Genomic DNA, 18,631 nt, shown 5'->3' with positions numbered 1-18,631 from the left:
TATTCTCGGACAGCCTCCTAGTCACCATCACTTGAATTAAAGCCCAGGGGGACTTGAAGCTTGCCCGCCGTTTTTACAATCTGTTGGCTAAGCGAGTTAATTTGCTCTTTTAGCTGGTGAAGCTCTTCGATTCTTCCTTGTTCAATCGCTGTGGTGAAATCATAAGGCAGGTTTTGCATGGCTAATGAGAGACGGTTCAGCGCCAGAACAATGCCTTGCCACAACGCAGCCTGTTCCTGATTTGCGGATTGTTCAATGGCCAGGGCGACCAGAGAATCTGCGGTTGCGAGCACTGTCCGGATATTTTCCAGAGATTGTTGGCTGCGCCAGGATTCCGCCAGGAAAAGGTTGGTGCGATTTTTCCCCAGGGGCAGGGCCAGCTCTTTTTTCAGCCGTGAAGTTTGGGCATCAAGGCTGTTCAGCACCCAGCCATCCAGGCCCGGGGCATATTGGCCACGCTCCATTGCCATCAGCTTGAGGTAGTAGTTACCTGACTTTTCCCAGTTCTGCTGTAACTCCATGCTGTTGGCAAACAGTGCTTCAGTGTTTTCCATCAGAAACTGGCAATATTCGCTTTTCTTTAAGGCCAGGGCATCATTAGCCCGGGAATCGAAGAGCAGGTATTCGGAAGCTGAAAGACCCTGAAGAATAACGCTGTCTGACAGTAAAGGGATAGGGGTTGCACTCTTGAGCCGTGCTTCAACTTTTCGGCCGGTCAGATTCTTCTTGTCTGGCCAGAACTGAAAACGCCAGCTTTCCATGTTCTCTTCCAGCATCAGTTGACTAACCGCTTCCGCTGATTGCCAACTTAACATGGTTGTACGCCATTGTTGCTGCAGAAGCCCGAAATTTTTGTTATCCGGATTGAGGCAGAACTCCGAGGCAAGGTTTCTCAAGTTCGATGCTTCAGAAACCAGGCTGGTATAACGTGGCTGGATCTGGTCTTCCAGCAAGACGGTCATGGGCGAACGGGATAAATCCAGTCTTTCAGGAAAAAACTGATCGCACCCGCTCAAGCCCACAAAAAGCATGATCAGTTTCAGGTACTTCTTCATAAGGATTCTACAAAGTGAATCAACGCGTTACGCTCTCTGGCAGTCGTTGCCAATACTCGTTGTCTGGATTCGGCTGCTTCGCCATCATGCCAGAGAATAGCTTCTATCAGTGTCCTTGCCCGACCATCATGAAGAAAACACAACCAACGTCGTAAAAAATATGTTTACCTGCCAGCACTTTGCCTTCTTTGGCATCGTGCCTGACGGGCACGGCGAGGTTCTGGCTATAGAAGGTTATTTTATTGAGAATGTTGTCCGATACTTCGGGATGCTCACCTGCCATTTGCTCATGACAGCGTTTTTGTGTGGCAGTGCAGCTTTCTTCCATAAATAGACTGGTGGTCAGTCCCATATCACCATTGAAGGCAGCGGCATTCTGTTGCTTCAGGGTTGGCTGCCCGGCTTTCCAGCCAAAGCGATCGATAGCGATCTTTTTCTGTTCCACATCCCAGACCCGGTTTGCTTTTCCGGAAATACCATCACCGTTGTTATCATCAATATCTTCATTAGCGAGCAGGTCCTGTTCGGAAATAGCTTCCAGCAGACCGAGACCAACCATGGGGGGCGCTATTCGTGCTGACATCATGACGTTGCCATGGTCGTCTGAGGATAGCGGGCCGTAGCCAGGCGCTTCAATGGCAATAACCGGCTTTCTTAACTCAACGGTTTTACCATCCTGAAATGTAACCTGATGGTATTCATAGCTGACTCGAACATGGCCTTCAGCGATACCGCCGGGCAAGGCAAAATCCTGCAGCTGGTCGCCATAAACCGGATGGGGGATTACCCGCTGATGGGGCAATAACGGCTGGCTTCCGGGGCTGGGAGCGATGCTGAGCCTGACCAACAGGGATACACGGTTCAGCTCACCGTCTTCCGGTGCATGGCCTCGTCCATCCTTGATATGACAGTTCTGGCAACCATTGGTGTTAAAAATGGGACCCAGAGCATCTCTGGCGTTGGTGCTGGCGGGGGCCCAGGGGTTGCGGAAAAAACTGTTGCCAACACTGAAGTCCAGACGACGACTCACCGCCATATTGGCCGAGGGAAGGGAAAAGGAATTACGCCCTGAAACGGTGGCTGATGTCTGGCCACCCGGTCGCTCTTCACCTTGTTCATAGGTGACTTTTCACCGTTTACGGTTAACTCGGTATTGCTGACAATATTTGCCAGGGCACCATCATTGCCCATCTCATAGTCATAATGTGTGGGCTGGGTATAATCGATCAGGCCCTCGTCCAGTGGCCATGCATTCAGCAGTCCTTACCAGTCGTCTACTTGGAAATGAAGGCTATCAGGAAGCAGTCGCTGTCAGGCGATGGGCCCACTTGGTTTTTGCTGCCAGCTGCATATCCACGACTTCGTCACTTTCATCAACGATTTCGCGTCCAAGCAGCGTTTCAATCATGTCTTCCAGTGTCACGATACCTCGGATATCGCCATATTCGGTGACAACCATGGCGATATGACTGCGTTTTTCCAGGAAAGTGGCCATCAGTTTTGGCAGTGGCTCCCCAGCACGGCAATAATCGGACGTTTCAGGCTTTCCAGTTTGGTATTGCCGCCTTCCCGGAGGTGGGAGAGCAGAATGTCATTTCTCATGACAAAGCCATTGATATCATCCGGGTCTTCATCGTACACAGGGATACGTGAGAAGCTGGAACCGGTAAACTCCTTCATATAAGCATCAGTGGTGGTAGATTCTGGCATTGAAAACAGCACTGAACGAGGGGTCATGATTTCCACAATCTGGAGATCATGGAACTTCAGCATGTTTTTCATCAGCTCAGACTCGACACCCTGAAGCACACCAACCTTGAAAGCCAAGATCGGCCATCGCCTGAATTTTGCGGGATTTGTTCAATCACCGCCACCGCCGCATCCACCACCATCACCACCACCACCACCGCCGCATCCAAAATCACCACCGCTATGACCACCATCGTAGCAACCACCATGACCACCGCTAGAACTACCATCGAAGTATCCGCCGTGACTACCGATGAAGTAAGCGGCTGAAAGGTAATTTAAGTGTGCAGAACGGTTACCAGAGTGGTTGGGATTGGTTAAATGGATCACCTTGCATGGTTGCTGTGTGACCGGTCTGGAAGCAATAGAACGTTCTTGTTGGCTTTGGGTATCGTCCTGATCGTTATCTTTGCAACAATAGGCAAGGAATCCAGCCGCTACTGCAGTACCACCAATCGCTCCTCCTACCGCCCCCACTCCCATGCTGCAACCTACTGCCTGGCCAGTAGTTAACGCCTTGCCAGTTACCCCCACAATTTCAACTTTAAGGCCAGTGAACAAGCCACCAATTACACCAAACACCCCACCAAGGCAGCTGGAACATGGCCAGCACTCTTTACAGTCGGGGCGAAGTAAGATGTCATTAAGACAATAGCGAAAACTGTCATTAAGACAGGAACTCGAGTCCATAATATTCCACCTGATAAATTAATTTTTTTTTGCTGATAAGTCAGACAGCATTTTTCCTGAAAAGTTTCAATAACTGTTTTTCAAGTGTGCACAAGTAGTTATCCAACTACTAAAAGCGCTTTCTACCTGCTTTGGTAAGTTAAATGCTGAACCACACAGGTCTATGGTTCGCCCCGTTTTTGCAAGCGCCGGTTAGCCAATGACCGGTTATCAATCAATTGATGATAAGGGAAAGATACGGAACATTCTTACGAAATTATGGTCAATACAGAATGATTAAAACATTCGACCAACTACTGGACTAGGGATGGCATATAAATATGAATGCTTTCGAAAAAATTTCCGGTTTATCTTTTGCAGGCATGCTCCCCACCAGGCCGCTGACTGTTGGCAATAAAACATCAAGTGAACAATTACCTGAAGAAAATGTTCCACTTCTTCAGACGTTTCCGGAAAATGATACGCCTCCCCGGGTGCTTCGGTGTGAAAGACGCCCAATTCAAAGCTTTGATATTGCCGCCATTGATATTAAAAGAACTTCTGCCGCCATCAACCCGGTGAAGTTTGACTGTGTCATCATGCCGCCTGATGCTGACTTGGATGGACTTTTGGATAAGCTGTCAACTTTTGAGTATCAACGTGCACAAAATGGAGAGGCCGGTGCTGAGATTCATTTGATACAAAGTTTTGAAGATTTGTCCAAGGACAACTTACGCCAGCGTGTTCATCTAAAAGAAGGTGGTGGCAAATGCGAGCGTTCACCCGGCAAGCTATTTGAAAACAATCGACCGATCCGGTTAGTGGTTGATTTACAGAAGATGAACCCCTGCGATACTGTGGCGCTCAATGATCTGCTCGACCCGGAAAACCCTGCGTTAAATAAAATCAGATTAGGCCGTCATGTCGAGATACTGGTTCTGGTGCAAAAAAAACAGCTTCACGCAGGTAATACCTATTCATTGGGAGCCGATACCTGTCGGCGCATAAACCGGGTTGAAAATACCTGGGATTATCAGAAAAAGCTGGCATCGCTCACCAGCACCCCTGAAGAGCACCGTTCCATTCTTGATTTTTCACCCTGTGTCACGGATGAAAATAACCCTGAAGAGCCCTCCATTAATTTGTGTCACGGCAATGTTCCCTGGCGGCAAACACTGCTCGGAAGCTATGGCGTTAACGCCGATCGTGGATTCGGCTGGGAGGCGGGAGTCATTGAGAGAGAGAAACCAAAAAACCTGTGGATAACCGATGCCCCCGAAGGGGATCCGGCATTTACCCAGGCTCTGCGTAATATAAAAATCACCAGGGAAATTGAAGCAAAGGGAGAAAAACTGTCATTGCCTGAAGACATGTTCTTCCTGGTCAGACAATCCGGGGGTGAAGACAGGTCCCGGCTCCTTAACAGTGTCAAGCTTGAAGCCAATATCCCTGATGGACCGCTTATCACCATCAATTCCGCTAATTTTAAAAATTGGCTCAGTACAGTGGGGATTAACGCCAAAGGAGAGAGTTGCGAGCACAATCCTCTGGAAGAAGCCATTCAGGCGGGAGGGTCAAGGTCAATAGTGGTGACCTCTTCATTGCAGGAGGCGCAGTGGGCACAATTACTCCATAGGCTGACAACAATAAAGGAGGTCGAAGAGACCAAAGTACAACTGACATTACTTGAAACCAGGCAACCCCAGTCTTTCTTTCCTGCCGGGCCTGACAGTTCGCCACAACTTGCTGGTGAAGCATTTGATCAAATGATAAAGATCCAGCGCAGTCAGGATCAGGAAGCACTGGTGAATGATCTGTGCAACAGGCACCCAGAGGCTGAGATTGTCCGTGTCAATCCTGAAACGACCCTGTCACAGTTAGTGAATAACCCACATATAGCCTCTGAGGCCAGATATCGGTACGGATTCCGCTGGTCCGGTATGATGAAGGCTCTGCGGTCAAATAAACCGGTTATTTTGTGTGGCCTGGAGCAAAACCCCAGGTTGCAACTTGAGCTGGAAACCCTGCTCTTGAAACCCGGCCACTTTTTTGTCAATGGCAGTAAAGAGCAGATACCAGCCGATTCCAGAATTTACCTTTTATGGCCTGAAGGTGCCAGAACGGAATCGGTGATATGGCAGAGTGCCATTGCCAAAGAAGCCGTGGTGACTCCGCCAGTTCCTGAACACTCCCCAGCCTGGAACGAGCTGAAAGAGGGGCTGGAAAAACTGCAAAGTGCTTTAAAGACCCTGCCGGAAAGGTTTGCCACTATTAAATTGCCAAAGTTATCGGATGCCCTGGTGCAATCGGTACTCAACGAAGCTAATGCTATCGTCACGCAGGAAGGAGGCACCGAAGCTCATCCTGTTCACTATCGAAAAGCCATTGCAACATTGGTGACACATGTCGCCAGGGAAAACAGGCAAGTCAGAGCGTTCGCAAAGTCAGTCACTCGACAAATATGGCCGGATCGGAATGGCTATTGGGTAGATATTGATCAATTGACCGCTGTTCTTGGGGATGGTCACCTTATCGACCGTCACTATATTACCAGCAACGGGTGGGAGCTGGCTGATATGTTCGGAGAGGGATTTTTCTCAAGCCCTGAGCCAATGACGCTTGATTATAACCAGCCTGGCCATACGGAAACACTGATCGCACTGCTATGTCGCCACGCCCCCAAAATTTACCAGCGAGCGCTGAAAAAACGACTTCAGTGTGATAATAAAATCTTTAACGCACTGCCTGATGCGACCTACCGCTCATCCGTTATTACCCGGATTCTGAACAATGCCCTTTACGCTGGCTGGGCTTTCCGGAAGCAACAGGGTATTCCGGTTCAGACGCGACTGGACTACCTCTCCACCCGGATTCTGAAGATCCAGCAAAATGTACCCGCTAACCAGCAGCAGAATTTGATCCGCAGCTTGCTGGAACGGCAATTCATTAATGCCATTGATGATGATCAGGCAGTGCTGGATCAAATACTCTCAAAACGCATATCCCAGGACAGCCGAGGCCTCAGGAGACTGGCTCGACTCAAGCGACGAATCCAGGGCAATAAATTGATCACTCTTGAGGGTACCACCGGTACGGGCAAAAGCTATCTCGCCCATCAGGCAGCAAAATCGTTAGGTCCCACATTTACCCTGACTATTGGCCCTAGCGCAGAAGAGAGCCATCTCCTCAAGCGGTGGGTCTGGCAACAGCAGGGTGATGACCGTGGGATGAAAGAGCAGGCGGGAATTATCCTGAAATGGGCCAAAACAGAGCCTGGGCCTGGCGAAAGGGTAACCCTGGTGGTGGATGAGGCGAACCTTGCCGCCGAACTTCTGGATAACGTCCTGGCCGGTATCTGGTCCGAAAATCCCCATATATTCTGTGGCTCTGAAAGAGTGGACATTTCACCGCAACACCGGGTTGTGTTCACCTGTAATCCCGGTGCCTACTCCGGTCGAAGTCAGCAAACGGTACTGCAGGATCGGGGTACAAGGGTTCACTATCCCGCTTTAAGCCCGGAGTTCCTGAAAGAACAGGTGGTCTTGCCTGCACTGAACAGGATATTTCATGGAACCCTTCTGAAGGGGCTTGATGACGCAGCGGCCCGGCAGACTGCCGACACGGTTATGGAGCTGCAAAAGCAACTGAAACTATTGCTACCGGACCGGGTCTTCAGCCCCCGGGATCTTACCGATGTCTGTGGCTGGATGGCCTGTCAGCTCCATTACACCAGCAAGAGTGTAACGCAAACCCAACTCAACGACATGGTCTGGAACGGGTTTGACAGTGTCATCGCTCACTCAATGCAACATCAGACACAGGAGTCTTATCAGATTTTAAAGCTGTGGTTTGGGCACCACTATAAAACCCACAAACTGGCAACCTCTGAACAGAAGGAGTACGACCTGCGTCTTGATGAGCTTTACAGGAAATTCTGTCACTACGTTACCCTGGAAAAACCTGAATTTGATGCATCGTCGCAGTCCGTTAAATCATTAATGCAGACGCTGGCCCAGGATCTTGACCGTCTCTGTCTTGAGCATGAAAGTGGCGTTCGTCATTCAGGGCGAAGGGCTACGCTGGTTGAAGGCCCTGCCGGCAGAGGCAAGGATGCAACATTAAAATTATTGCTGGATATGTGGGACACCAGTGATGAAAAGAGCAAGCCCACCGATGTCCGTTATTTTAATGCCGGAGACTGTGACTGGACTGAACTGAAAAAAGCCATCAGGGAAGCTCAGCAGGAAGGAAAGGTTCTGGTGGTTTCAGAGTTGAACATGATCAGCAGTGCCGACCTTGAAGGTGAGCTCAATGATGTGCTGACCGAGCCTTGCACGCCCGGCTTCCATCTTTTTGCCACCACCAACCCACCGGAATACAGCGGGCGCAGCGCATTTTCACCGGCACTTAATGATCGTTTCCGGATTATCAGAATCGATGATTACAATGAGCAGGAGCTAGGCAAAATTGCCCGACAGATATTACCCCCTGAAAACCAGGATCAAACAGCTGAGCATATTGCCGCGCTGCATTGTTACCTTCACAAACGGTTAAAGCAATCGGGGCAGGCGCTTTTCCCGGTTTGCCGGGATCTGCAAAACCTGGCGGCGGCGGTCACGCCACAATCCGACTTAACGGAATTATTCAGTCAGCATTACTTCCTCTATATGGAAGCCGGAAAAATCACCAAAGAGGAAGTTGCTGGCTTCCTCCAGCACTCAATGCAACAGCAACACACACCTGTTGATGGTCATCGTTACGATCACAGGTTATGCAACTGGCTTTTTCAAACCATTCCCAGCCTGGACAGACCATTATTTATTCAGCGTGCAAAATCCGGCGGTTTTGGTGTCACGCAGACGCGGGAGCTCGTTATTGATGAGAAGCTGTCGGATAGCGATACCAGGACAGAAATTATCAAGCGGACTGCCCAGTGGTTATGGCGGCAAGAAACAGGCATGCCAGATGTTCTGGGAGGCAGTGGTGATAAGCAAAGCAAGGCGCTCTATGTTATGCAGCAGCGACAGTGGTTTCGTGCACGAATAAAAGGCAGTGGCGTTCCCCCCTCGGAGGTATTTAAGCTCAGTGGCTGGAGGGCTGGCCCTGCAGAGCAGCAGGTTTCAGCCGGGCACGAGGAAGCTCTGAGGTACCTGGATGGGTACCGACACATTTTGTCAGAAAGAGAAATCTGGGAACGCTTATTGCGCGGTGACCTGCAAGTGGACATCGACAAGCCAGCTTCAGTCTGGGAGGCTTATCTGAAGCCTGCCTGTCTGCCATTTGCGGCTGCTTGCTGTCTTCCCGCTTTTGCCATTGCACAGTGTTTGCCTTACTTGCGTCCAATGGATGGCAAGAGACTTGACGGTAATGTTACGTCTGTTCCCGGTGCGCAGACCCGGCAAAGTGGGGATAGGGGAAGTAGTGGGGATGACTACCAATCCATAGAAACCAGAACAGTCATTGGATGTTGTGGGTCTGAATCCGGACCCATAAGGAGGGAAAGGACATTCTACGCTCAGGACATCAGGCATTACCGGTTAGAGTTCATTCATTATGAAGTGACCGATAATGGCAATATTTATAAGAACAAATGGAAACCCGGAAAGAGAGATTTAATCAGGGTCTTTCCTGAGAGAATGGATCCACCATTGGGAAATAATACTGTTCAACTGTATCCGGGGGAAGCTTATGGGTGTCACACGATCAACGTCGGACCAAACCATAAATTATTTCCTCTGCCCAGCCGATTCCCCAGGGAGGAGATAACGGAACTTCGGACGGAACCAGTGCAGGCTCACGAGATATTCCTGGATAACTATACTGGCCAGCACTGGATTCAGTTTTCAGGTTTAATAAACCGCACTATTCATGTCCACTATAAACTGAGCAAAAAATGGAGTAGCGCTGGTCTGCTTGAAAAAGCCGGTGTTAATAAAGTGCATGATACTCAACCAGTAGAGACTCAGGAACAAGATAAATTCTGTTGCCTCCCGGGAGAACCGTTCAAACCCCATGGCCATAATCAGCGTGATGACCTGATCATTCCACAGGACAACTATTGTCCGGAACCGATCAGGCATCGCGTCGATGACCTGTTCAATACGGTGCAGGCAGCTGCGCAAGCCCCCATAACCATGCTGACCGATAAGCAGCAGTTGGTGCTGGATATTATCAACGCAACGGATGATCAGGGTCGAATTGCAGCAGCAGCGGAATATTGTCGCCAGTTTGACACTCAAAGTTACCGTAAGATCAATGGTTCAGATGATTTGGCACAGATTCTGCTCTCAGAGACTGTTGGCTCTTGCAGGCACCGCGTACCTGTTTTCAAGTTTATTCTGCAATATTTTGGTATTACCTGCCGTATTGTTGAAAGTGAGATCCATGTATGGGCAGAAGTCTGGAATGGCCATGATTGGGAAACCTATGATTTGGGAGGTGCTGACTCGGAAATGGATACTCATGGCTACAACCCTTACTTTCCAAAAATTGATGTTCATGATTACGCAGAGCGGGAGACTATCAAGAACTCCCTTGCTGCTTTAGCCCCCGAGGTAATGGGGCATTTCAAAAAAGCCAATCTGGAAGGCATTAGTCAGGGATGTGAACGATTGTCAACCTGCAAACAATATGATGGTTATTTCATGGAGGAACAAACACAGGTCGAAGATGCATTATTGACTGGTTTGAACCAAATGGCTGAGTCGGGTTCAGATGCCTGCAGGCAGGTTGTGGAACATATTGAACATTGTCAAAGTTGCCTTGATGCACCGTGTCGCTATGCCCCTTCGAAGAAAATGTGGGGTTTCCTCGAATCGGTATTGACTGCTCATTTGAAGCACTGCATGGAAAAAAAAGTGACCAATACCGGATGGTGTTCTGTTTTGGCTGCTTTTATTGTCCAAAAGAAGTGGGTGGAACCTAAAAAAGAACCGTCATTTAATCGCTTTCTAAATCTCAAACAATGGCGCTGGATCGAAGAAAATATCTCATCGTTGAGAATGCTTGCCAACCAGAATATTGAATATTGGTATAATCTCTGGAAACGCAATGAACGCTCTTTCAACTTCCCAATACGTTATACCGAACAGCTCAACGAGATGGTGACAGAGATAGATGAAGACACCATGCCCACTGGGTGTTCGGAAACCTTTGAAACGTTGCTGGGTGCTTCTGCCAAACTTGAGCAGTGGACTGACCAGCCAGAAGATGGGATACCCGATATCAGTCGTCTTCTCCAGGGGATTCCTGCCTACAAAAAAGTGGCTTCAAGTCAGTCCCAAGTGGGTAAGCCTCTCTTCCTTATGACCAATGGCTTTATTGATACCCGCGGCCAGCCGGAAGAGACTCAAACGCGCTTTGCGCACTATCTGTACAAACGTACCCAAGTTTTGAGGGCACCGGTGAGTATTGGTCTGGCCGGAAGAGAGCATCTTAGTTTCAGACCGTTCCATGTGGATAAACCAACAAGCACGGTTCACGTTAAAAATCTGCTACTCAACTATGATAAGGTCTTTGCTACAGATAAGTACTATAATGCCGAATCCGCCTCTGAGTTTGTCGCCAAACAAAAAGACAATGTTGCAATGTTGGAAGACGCCAGAATCAAAAAAATGATGGATTGTGAGGATCTGGTGGTTATCAGGTCAGAAGATGTTCAGAAGATTTATGATGAATATATTGAAAGTCTGGGGGTGCAAAGCTGAAGTGAGTGGGCGCTGTTCAGTTTCTTACGGTAGACATTAAGTATCTATCTATTTAAGTGTAAGTGGCTACTGTTCTGTGTTTGAACCACAAAGGTACAAAGGAAAAGAAAAGCTCTTCTTCGTGCTCTATCGAGTCAGCGGTAGGACCCTCCATTTTTGATGCCATCGAACCACATTTCGAGACGTCATCAGTTGTTTACTTGTGGTTCAGTCTTTAACTTCCCAAAGCAGTGGGTAGTTATAGTTAGAAAGGTCATTGGAATTGAAGCCCCTGATAACAGAGGTCTTTTGAGGGTGTGAATCAGGAAGTCATATCATCAAAGAACTTCTTGACGCCATCGAAGAAGGACTGCTTTTTAGGCGACTGGTGACCGGCACCTTCTTTTTTGAAGGTGTCATCCAGCTCCTTGAGCAACTCTTTCTGGCGTTCGGTCAGTTTCACCGGAGTTTCGACCACAACCCGGCACATAAGATCTCCAGCACCACCACCACGAACCGGGACAACACCCTTGCCACGCAGACGGAACAGTTTACCCGTCTGGGTTTCCGCTGGAATCTTCAGCTTCACCCGGCCTTCAAGGGTGGGAACTTCCAGCTCACCGCCCAGTGCTGCATCCACAAACGTGATGGGTACTTCACAGTACAGATGCTTGCCATCGCGCTGGAAGATCGGATGATCAGCAACACTGACCTGAACATACAGGTCACCGGCTGGCCCACCATTCACACCGGCTTCACCTTCACCGGCCAGACGGATTCGGTCGCCAGTATCAACACCGGGAGGAATCTTGACAGAGAGGGTCTTGTATTCCTGAACGCGGCCTTCACCGTGGCAGACGTTACAGGGATCCTTGATCATCTTGCCAGTGCCGCGACAGTCAGGACAGGTTTGCTGCACAGAGAAGAAGCCCTGCTGCATACGCACCTGACCAATACCACCACAGGTAGTACAGCTGACGGGCTGAGTGCCTTTTTTTGCGCCGGAGCCATCACACCCGGTACAGCTGATCAGTGTTGGAATACGGATTTTCTTGGTGACGCCGCGAACGGCCTCTTCAAGGCTGAGTTCCAGCTGATAGCGGAGATCGGCACCACGCTGGACGGAGCTGCGGCTGCGGCCACCGCCAGCACCGAAAATGTCACCAAAGACATCGCCGAAAATATCACCAAAATTGCCACCGGCAAAACCACCAGCACCACCCATGCCACCCATGTTCGGGTCGACACCGGCGTGGCCGTACTGATCGTAGGCCGCTTTTTTCTGGCTGTCGGAAAGAATTTCAAACGCTTCGTTGATTTCCTTGAAGCTCTCTTCCGCTGCTTTATCACCCGGGTTACGGTCGGGGTGATATTTCATGGCCATACGACGATAGGCCTTTTTTATGTCCTTGTCCGAAGCGCTCCTTTCTACACCCAGCACTTCGTAGTAGTCGCGTTTTGACATCAGAAAAACCCTGAGCTACCTGCATTCACCAGTCGAGCATGAAAACACAGAGCTAACTGGATTCATGGTCAAGTCTGACAAAGCCATCATTTTGATATATACGACAACGCGGGAATGAATCCCGCGTTGTGACCTTATCATCAGTCATTGATGATCGATGCGGTCTTACTTCTTGTCATCCTTTACTTCTTCAAACTCAGCGTCAACGGCATCGTCAGCTGCGTCAGCCTTTTGCTCAGCACCGGCATCGGCCTGGGCTTCGCCCTGCTGCTGAGCTTCAGCATACATCTTCTGGGCCAGACCTGCAGACGCTTCAGACAGCGCCTTGGTCTTGGCTTCGATCTCTTCCTTATCGTCACCTTTGACAGCAGCTTCAACGTCTTCGATCGCCTTGTTGATGGCCGCCTTCTCTTCTTCAGTGGCCTTGTCACCCGCTTCTTCCAGCGTCTTGCGGGTTGCGTGAGCCAGAGCATCAGCCTGATTTCGGGCAGCAGCCAGCTCTTCGAACTTCTTGTCGTCTGCCGCGTTGGCTTCAGCATCCTTGACCATTTGATCGATTTCTTCGTCCGACAGACCAGATGATGCCTTGATCACAATAGACTGTTCTTTGCCAGTTGCCTTGTCTTTTGCAGAAACATTCAGAATACCGTTGGCATCCAGGTCGAAGCTGACTTCGATCTGTGGCAGGCCACGGGGTGCTGGAGGAATGTCTGTCAGGTCAAAACGACCCAGGGACTTGTTGTGAGTCGCCTGCTTGCGCTCACCCTGCAGAACGTGAATGGTGACTGCACCCTGGTTGTCATCGGCAGTAGAGAACACCTGGGACTTTTTGGTCGGGATGGTGGTGTTCTTTTCGATCAGCGGAGTCATTACACCGCCCATGGTTTCGATACCCAGGGTCAGCGGAGTGACGTCCAGCAGCAGAACGTCTTTAACGTCACCGGCCAGAACCGCAGCCTGAATGGCAGCGCCCATGGCAACCGCTTCGTCAGGGTTAACGTCCTTACGGGGCTCTTTACCAAAAAACTCGGCCACTTTCTGCTGAACCAGTGGCATACGGGTCTGCCCACCCACCAGGATAACTTCGTCGATGTCAGACAGGTCCAGATCAGAGTCCTTAACCGCGATGCGGCATGGCTCCAGGGAACGGGCAACCAGGTCTTCTACCAGGGATTCCAGTTTGGCACGGCTGACTTTAACGTTCAGGTGCTTGGGTCCGGTAGCATCGGCAGTGATGTAAGGCAGGTTAACGTCAGTCTGCTGAGTAGAAGACAGTTCAATCTTGGCTTTCTCAGCGGCTTCTTTCAGACGCTGCATGGCCAGTGGGTCACCTTTCAGGTCGATGCCCTGGTCTTTCTTGAATTCGTCAGCAAGGTATTCGATCAGACGCAGGTCGAAGTCTTCACCACCCAGGAAGGTGTCACCGTTGGTGGCCAGTACTTCAAACTGGTGCTCGCCGTCTACGTCTGCGATCTCGATGATGGAAACGTCGAAAGTACCGCCACCCAGGTCATAAACGGCGATGGTCTGGTCGCCTTTCTTCTTGTCCATACCGTAAGCCAGCGCCGCAGCGGTTGGCTCGTTGATGATACGCTTAACGTCCAGACCAGCGATACGGCCTGCGTCTTTGGTAGCCTGACGCTGGGAATCGTTGAAGTAAGCAGGAACGGTAATAACCGCTTCAGTCACTGTCTCGCCCAGATAATCTTCAGCGGTTTTCTTCATCTTCTTCAGGATTTCGGCCGAGATCTGAGGTGGTGCTTTCTTGTCGCCCTTCACCTCAACCCAGGCATCGCCGTTGTCCGCTTCGATGATTTTGTATGGCACCATCTGGATGTCTTTCTGAACGACGTCGTCTTTGAAACGACGGCCGATCAGACGCTTGATGGCGAACAGGGTGTTGTCGGGGTTGGTGACCGCCTGACGTTTGGCTGGCTGGCCTACCAGAATCTCGCCGTCGTCAGTGTAGGCGATGATGGAAGGCGTAGTACGTGCGCCTTCTGCGTTTTCGATGACTTTGGATTTATCGCCGTCCAGGATAGCCACACACGAGTTGGTCGTACCCAGGTCAATACCAATAATTCTGCCTTTACTCATTTTGAGTCACTCCATTGCCCATATAAACAGGGCGGAAAACTTTGCAATCTTTGTTCGTTGCCCAATGGTTTCAACCGACGTTGAGTCTGTTGAAACAGCGTTTAGGTGGTGATTACCACGATCTTGGTTTGCTATATGGGAGCGGCCTTTGCTTTTTCAAGGGGCTCTTTCAAGATTCTCCCGGGAGCCCCCGATAGTGAGATTGACCTTAAGCCGCTTTGGAAACCACCACCATGGCCGGGCGGATAACACGACCGTGCAGTGTGTAGCCCTTCTGGAAGACATTCATCACGGTGTTGGGTTCCATATCCGGGTTTGGCACCATGGAGATGGCCTGATGGAAGTTCGGGTCGAATGGCTGGCCTTCAGGATTAACCTGCTCAACATTGAATTTTGCCAGGGCATCCAGCAGCTGTTTGCAGGTCAGGCGCATGCCTTCGAGCATGGTCTCGTGCTGACCTTCACCCTGTTCTGCGCTTTCAATGCCTTTTTCCAGGCTCTCGACCACAGGGATCAGTTCGTTGACGAACTTCTCCAGGGCAAATTTGTGAGCTTTTTCGACGTCCTGCTCTGCCCGGCGCTTGGTATTCATGGCTTCGGCGTGAGCGCGTAGCGTCTGGTCTTTAGCCTGGGCAAGTTGTTCTTCCAGCTCTTCAATACGTCTGGCGGTATCGTTGTCGGCCTGCTCTTCGGCCTGATCATCTGAATCAGCCGCTTCTTCCAAAATAGGGTCAACAACGGCTGCTTCAGCATCTGCAGAAATTTCAGCTCCGTTGGCTTCAGGTTTCTCGACCTGATCTTCTGCTTTGGTGTTTTCAGTCATTCCAACGTTTCTCCGGATGTCAATCCAGCCTGAAATGCTGGCTGGAACGTGTCTTCGTGTTATGAGCCGTGGAGCTTCCGTATGGCCCCGGGGCGAAAGTAAGTATTAAGTGATAGCCTAATATGGGGGTCATGGCAGCTTATTCAAGGGGAAATTTGCTTTACCAATTTGGGTTTTAAGTTTACTGTATAAATAAACAGTAGCCCCGATATTCAATTGGGATCGTGAGAACTGCCATGCTGAACCAAATCTCCATCAGCAACTATGCCATCGTTGACCACCTGAACCTGGACATCAATCCCGGGATGACCGCCATCACCGGGGAAACCGGTGCCGGTAAATCCATTATGCTGGATGCCCTTGGGCTGGCCCTGGGAGGCCGGGCGGGCATCGACTGTGTGCGGGTTGGCGCTGATCGGGCCGATATCCGGGCCTGCTTTGACCTTCAGCGCATACCTGCCGCAAGAGAGTGGTTGCAGGAGCGAGATTATGACGGGGAGCATGCTGGCGGTTCCGATTCATCGGCGAGCGAATGTATTCTGCGCCGGGTCATCACCCGTGAAGGTCGCTCCCGCGGCTACATCAATGGTATCCCGGTCACACTTTCCGAGTTGAAGGGGCTGGGGGAGCTGCTAATCGATATTCACAGCCAGCATGCCCACCAATCATTATTGAAAAAGAGCAATCACGCCGAGCTGTTGGATGAGTTTTCCGGCTCGCTGGCGCTGTCCCGGGAAGTGGCGGGTATTGCCGCGGATTATCGCCAGACCTGTGCACAGTTGCACACATTATTGTCCGATCGGCAGGACCGGGAAGAGCGGGTTCAGCTGCTGAGTTATCAGTTGCATGAGTTGGAGCAGTTAAACCTTCAGCCCGGGGAAGTTGAACAATTGGAGCAGGAGCATCGCCAGCAGTCTCAGGCTGATGCAACCTTGTCGGCCTGCCATCAGGTCACCCGGGTTTGTACCAGTGATGATGGTGATAATTTACTGCAGCAGTTTTCTTTCTGCCTGCACCGCCTCAGTGAACTGCAGATTGAACATGCTGCTATCAATAACTCTCTGGAGATGCTGTCATCCGCTCAGATTCAGGTGGAGGAAGCGGTTGGCGAGCTGAATCATTTTATTGATCACTTTGATGCAGATCCACAAAGAGTCCGGGAAATCGAAGACCGGCTCAGTGCTATTTTTGATCTGGCCCGCAAACACCGTATCCAGCCAGAAGCGTTGCTGGAGAAACAACAACTGATTAGCGAAGAGCTGGAAAAAGTTCAGTGTCATGATGAGCAGGTGGCTGACCTGGAACTTTCTCTGGAGAAGCTGCAGAAAAAACACCATCAGTTAGCAGAAAAACTGTCTGCCAGGCGCAGAGCCGCCGCGCGAAAACTGGCAAAACAGGTATCTGAACGGATCGCCTTGCTGGGCATGCCCAAAGGTAAGTTCTGTGTCGAGCTGACAGACATTCCTGATCGTACGGTTGCTTCCCAGGGCTTTGAATCCATCGAATTCCTGGTGACCACCAACCCGGGACAGTCTCCGCGCCCTCTGGGCAAAGTGGCTTCTGGTGGAGAGCTTTCCCGTATCAGTCTGGCCATTCAGGTGATTATTGCAAAAACCGCGTCAACGCCAACGCTGGTGTTTGATGAGGTGGATGTCGGTATTGGTGGTGGCACTGCAGAGATTGTGGGCAGTATGTTGAGAGAAGTGGGCAAAAGCGGGCAGGTGCTGTGTGTTACCCATCAGCCCCAGGTGGCATCACAGGCGAATCAGCATCTGCACGTTAGTAAGAAAGTCAGCCGTAAAGCGTCCAGTACCCGTATTCTCGAGCTGAATGGTGAACATCGCGTGCACGAAATTGCCCGAATGCTGGGTGGCGTTGAGCTGACGGCACCAACATTGAGTCATGCCCAGGAGATGCTGTTTCAGGCTCAGGTGCATGGCGTATAAATCCTTCCGGTGAAGTTGCTTTATATGAATTAAAGCAACCTCATTGGTTTGGATCTACCAGAGTTAGTGATAATTTTTACCAGATTCGTGATCTTTTGCATCTGAATCTGAATCTGAATCTGAATCTGCCTTTGTTTCGGTGCCGGGCTGAACCTCAATATCAATCTCAAAATTACCTTCCACAGGCTCAAGGGCTACGATTGGAAAGGTTGAATGTCTGAGTTTTTCATATTCGAACCACTCGCAGCAGTAACTATAAGAACCATCCTCCATCGGGTGTTCATAGGTAACGCAAAGTACTGGGCCTCCGGCTCTTAGGCGGACGAGTTGACCGATTTTTGCTCTTATTTCCATATCTTTGGATCCTTTTGCTTTAGTTTGATAGTTTATTTAATAGACATTTTACTAACATGATAGTTCCATCATTTATTCTTGAATGAGTATTTGATGTGAAGATGTAACAAGATTAGTGATAGCTTTTATCAGTATCGCCCTCTTCTGTATCTATTTCTGCTTCTGTTTCTGCTTCCGATTCTGTTTCTGCTTCCGCTTCTGTTTCCACTTCGGTGTCGTGTTGACCCTTAATATCAGCTTCAAACTCACCTTCCACAGGCTCAAGGGCTACGATTGGAAAGGTGTAATCTCTAAGTGTTTCATCTTCGAACCACTGGCAGGTATAGCTATAAGATCCATCAGCCATAGGGTATTCGTACGTAACACAGAGTACGGGTCCTCCGGCTCTTAAGCGGACAAGTTGACCGATTTTGGCTCTTATTTCCATTTGTTTGATTCCTTTTGTTTGAAAGTCTTTTTATAGACATTTTTTTATTATATTAGTTCCATCGTGTTGCTCTTGAGTGAGTATTCGATTAGAGAGTTATGTTTAACCATGTGGTTTGGTACAAACATTAAGAGATCGGTTAGAGAACAAATATTGATCTATTCGTTCTGATAAATTTCACTAACCAATTGAAGAAAATAAAAATATACGGTTTGCCTCGGCAGAAGCTGAGGGGGTGGGGGTGAGTGATCTCACAGGTTAGAGGTTAAATCTTAATTTTTTTTCTTCTTCTTCTTTTAATTAGTGCTCTTGATTAAAACCGCAACGACCGCAACATTCGTTGTTATGATCCAAGGCTCAA

At 49.7% G+C, this 18,631-nt stretch carries 12 protein-coding genes and 1 pseudogene; 2 read left to right on the top strand and 11 right to left on the bottom strand.

What is annotated here, in order from left to right:
- Positions 1-17 precede the first annotated feature (17 nt).
- From KDK15_RS05485 to KDK15_RS05460, 6 genes and pseudogenes are all read right to left on the bottom strand, one after another.
- Positions 18-1,055: an imelysin family protein gene (locus KDK15_RS05485; protein ID WP_257294359.1), complete on the bottom strand. Its 1,038-nt coding sequence runs from the start codon at positions 1,053-1,055 to the stop codon at positions 18-20.
- The gene (locus KDK15_RS05480; RefSeq protein WP_257294358.1) at positions 1,052-1,198 is read right to left on the bottom strand and encodes a di-heme oxidoredictase family protein; all 147 of its coding nucleotides are present in this window, start codon (positions 1,196-1,198) and stop codon (positions 1,052-1,054) included. Before KDK15_RS05480 ends, KDK15_RS05485 begins: the two co-directional genes overlap by 4 nt.
- A pseudogene (locus KDK15_RS05475) lies at positions 1,162-2,097 on the bottom strand (di-heme oxidoredictase family protein); the annotation flags it as partial. The gene KDK15_RS05480 and the pseudogene KDK15_RS05475, both read right to left, overlap by 37 nt.
- Positions 2,098-2,349: 252 nt before the next feature.
- The gene (locus KDK15_RS05470; protein ID WP_257294357.1) at positions 2,350-2,550 is read right to left on the bottom strand and encodes a hypothetical protein; all 201 of its coding nucleotides are present in this window, start codon (positions 2,548-2,550) and stop codon (positions 2,350-2,352) included.
- Positions 2,550-2,882: a hypothetical protein gene (locus KDK15_RS05465; RefSeq protein ID WP_257294356.1), complete on the bottom strand. Its 333-nt coding sequence runs from the start codon at positions 2,880-2,882 to the stop codon at positions 2,550-2,552. The genes KDK15_RS05470 and KDK15_RS05465 overlap by 1 nt, the downstream gene beginning before the upstream one ends.
- A 33-nt stretch (positions 2,883-2,915) precedes the next feature.
- Entirely contained in the window at positions 2,916-3,494 is a 579-nt protein-coding gene (locus KDK15_RS05460; RefSeq protein WP_257294355.1) for a hypothetical protein, read from the bottom strand.
- A gap of 320 nt (positions 3,495-3,814) precedes the next feature.
- Between KDK15_RS05460 and KDK15_RS05455 the strand changes: the two genes are divergently transcribed.
- Complete coding sequence (locus tag KDK15_RS05455; protein WP_257294354.1) at positions 3,815-11,179, top strand: AAA family ATPase; 7,365 nt, start codon at positions 3,815-3,817, stop codon at positions 11,177-11,179.
- A gap of 301 nt (positions 11,180-11,480) precedes the next feature.
- Here the strand turns inward: KDK15_RS05455 and dnaJ are convergent, their stop codons facing one another.
- From dnaJ to grpE, 3 genes are all read right to left on the bottom strand, one after another.
- Positions 11,481-12,623, bottom strand: a complete 1,143-nt coding sequence (dnaJ, locus tag KDK15_RS05450; protein ID WP_257294353.1) for a molecular chaperone DnaJ — start codon at positions 12,621-12,623, stop codon at positions 11,481-11,483.
- Between the two features lie 165 nt (positions 12,624-12,788).
- Complete coding sequence (gene dnaK / locus KDK15_RS05445) at positions 12,789-14,720, bottom strand: molecular chaperone DnaK (protein WP_257294352.1); 1,932 nt, start codon at positions 14,718-14,720, stop codon at positions 12,789-12,791.
- Between the two features lie 208 nt (positions 14,721-14,928).
- On the bottom strand, positions 14,929-15,543 hold the full coding sequence (grpE, locus tag KDK15_RS05440; protein ID WP_257294351.1) for a nucleotide exchange factor GrpE: 615 nt from the start codon (positions 15,541-15,543) through the stop codon (positions 14,929-14,931).
- Positions 15,544-15,779: 236 nt separating this feature from the next.
- Between grpE and recN the strand changes: the two genes are divergently transcribed.
- Positions 15,780-17,489: a DNA repair protein RecN gene (gene recN / locus KDK15_RS05435; RefSeq protein WP_257294350.1), complete on the top strand. Its 1,710-nt coding sequence runs from the start codon at positions 15,780-15,782 to the stop codon at positions 17,487-17,489.
- 63 nt (positions 17,490-17,552) lie between these two features.
- Here recN and KDK15_RS05430 read toward each other — a convergent pair whose 3' ends face one another.
- Together KDK15_RS05430 and KDK15_RS05425 are read right to left on the bottom strand one after the other, a co-directional pair.
- The gene (locus tag KDK15_RS05430) at positions 17,553-17,843 is read right to left on the bottom strand and encodes a DUF2158 domain-containing protein (RefSeq protein ID WP_257294349.1); all 291 of its coding nucleotides are present in this window, start codon (positions 17,841-17,843) and stop codon (positions 17,553-17,555) included.
- Between the two features lie 112 nt (positions 17,844-17,955).
- A complete protein-coding gene (locus KDK15_RS05425) occupies positions 17,956-18,270 on the bottom strand; it encodes a YodC family protein (RefSeq protein WP_257294348.1) in 315 nt (104 codons plus the stop codon).
- Positions 18,271-18,631: the final 361 nt, after the last annotated feature.

The organism is Endozoicomonas sp. YOMI1, assembly GCF_024606345.1.
In the GTDB taxonomy this organism is placed as follows: Bacteria; Pseudomonadota; Gammaproteobacteria; order Pseudomonadales; family Endozoicomonadaceae; genus Endozoicomonas.
Note: the sequence above shows the minus strand (reverse complement) of the source record. Positions and strands in the feature narration are given on the sequence as shown.

Coding starts and splice junctions, on each gene's coding strand:
- KDK15_RS05485 (WP_257294359.1), bottom strand. CDS start 1,055: ATGAAGAAGTACCTGAAACTGATCATGCTTTTTGTGGGCTTGAGCGGG.
- KDK15_RS05470 (WP_257294357.1), bottom strand. CDS start 2,550: ATGGCCACTTTCCTGGAAAAACGCAGTCATATCGCCATGGTTGTCACC.
- KDK15_RS05460 (WP_257294355.1), bottom strand. CDS start 3,494: ATGGACTCGAGTTCCTGTCTTAATGACAGTTTTCGCTATTGTCTTAAT.
- KDK15_RS05455 (WP_257294354.1), top strand. CDS start 3,815: ATGAATGCTTTCGAAAAAATTTCCGGTTTATCTTTTGCAGGCATGCTC.
- dnaJ (WP_257294353.1), bottom strand. CDS start 12,623: ATGTCAAAACGCGACTACTACGAAGTGCTGGGTGTAGAAAGGAGCGCT.
- dnaK (WP_257294352.1), bottom strand. CDS start 14,720: ATGAGTAAAGGCAGAATTATTGGTATTGACCTGGGTACGACCAACTCG.
- grpE (WP_257294351.1), bottom strand. CDS start 15,543: ATGACTGAAAACACCAAAGCAGAAGATCAGGTCGAGAAACCTGAAGCC.
- recN (WP_257294350.1), top strand. CDS start 15,780: ATGCTGAACCAAATCTCCATCAGCAACTATGCCATCGTTGACCACCTG.
- KDK15_RS05430 (WP_257294349.1), bottom strand. CDS start 17,843: ATGGAAATAAGAGCAAAAATCGGTCAACTCGTCCGCCTAAGAGCCGGA.
- KDK15_RS05425 (WP_257294348.1), bottom strand. CDS start 18,270: ATGGAAATAAGAGCCAAAATCGGTCAACTTGTCCGCTTAAGAGCCGGA.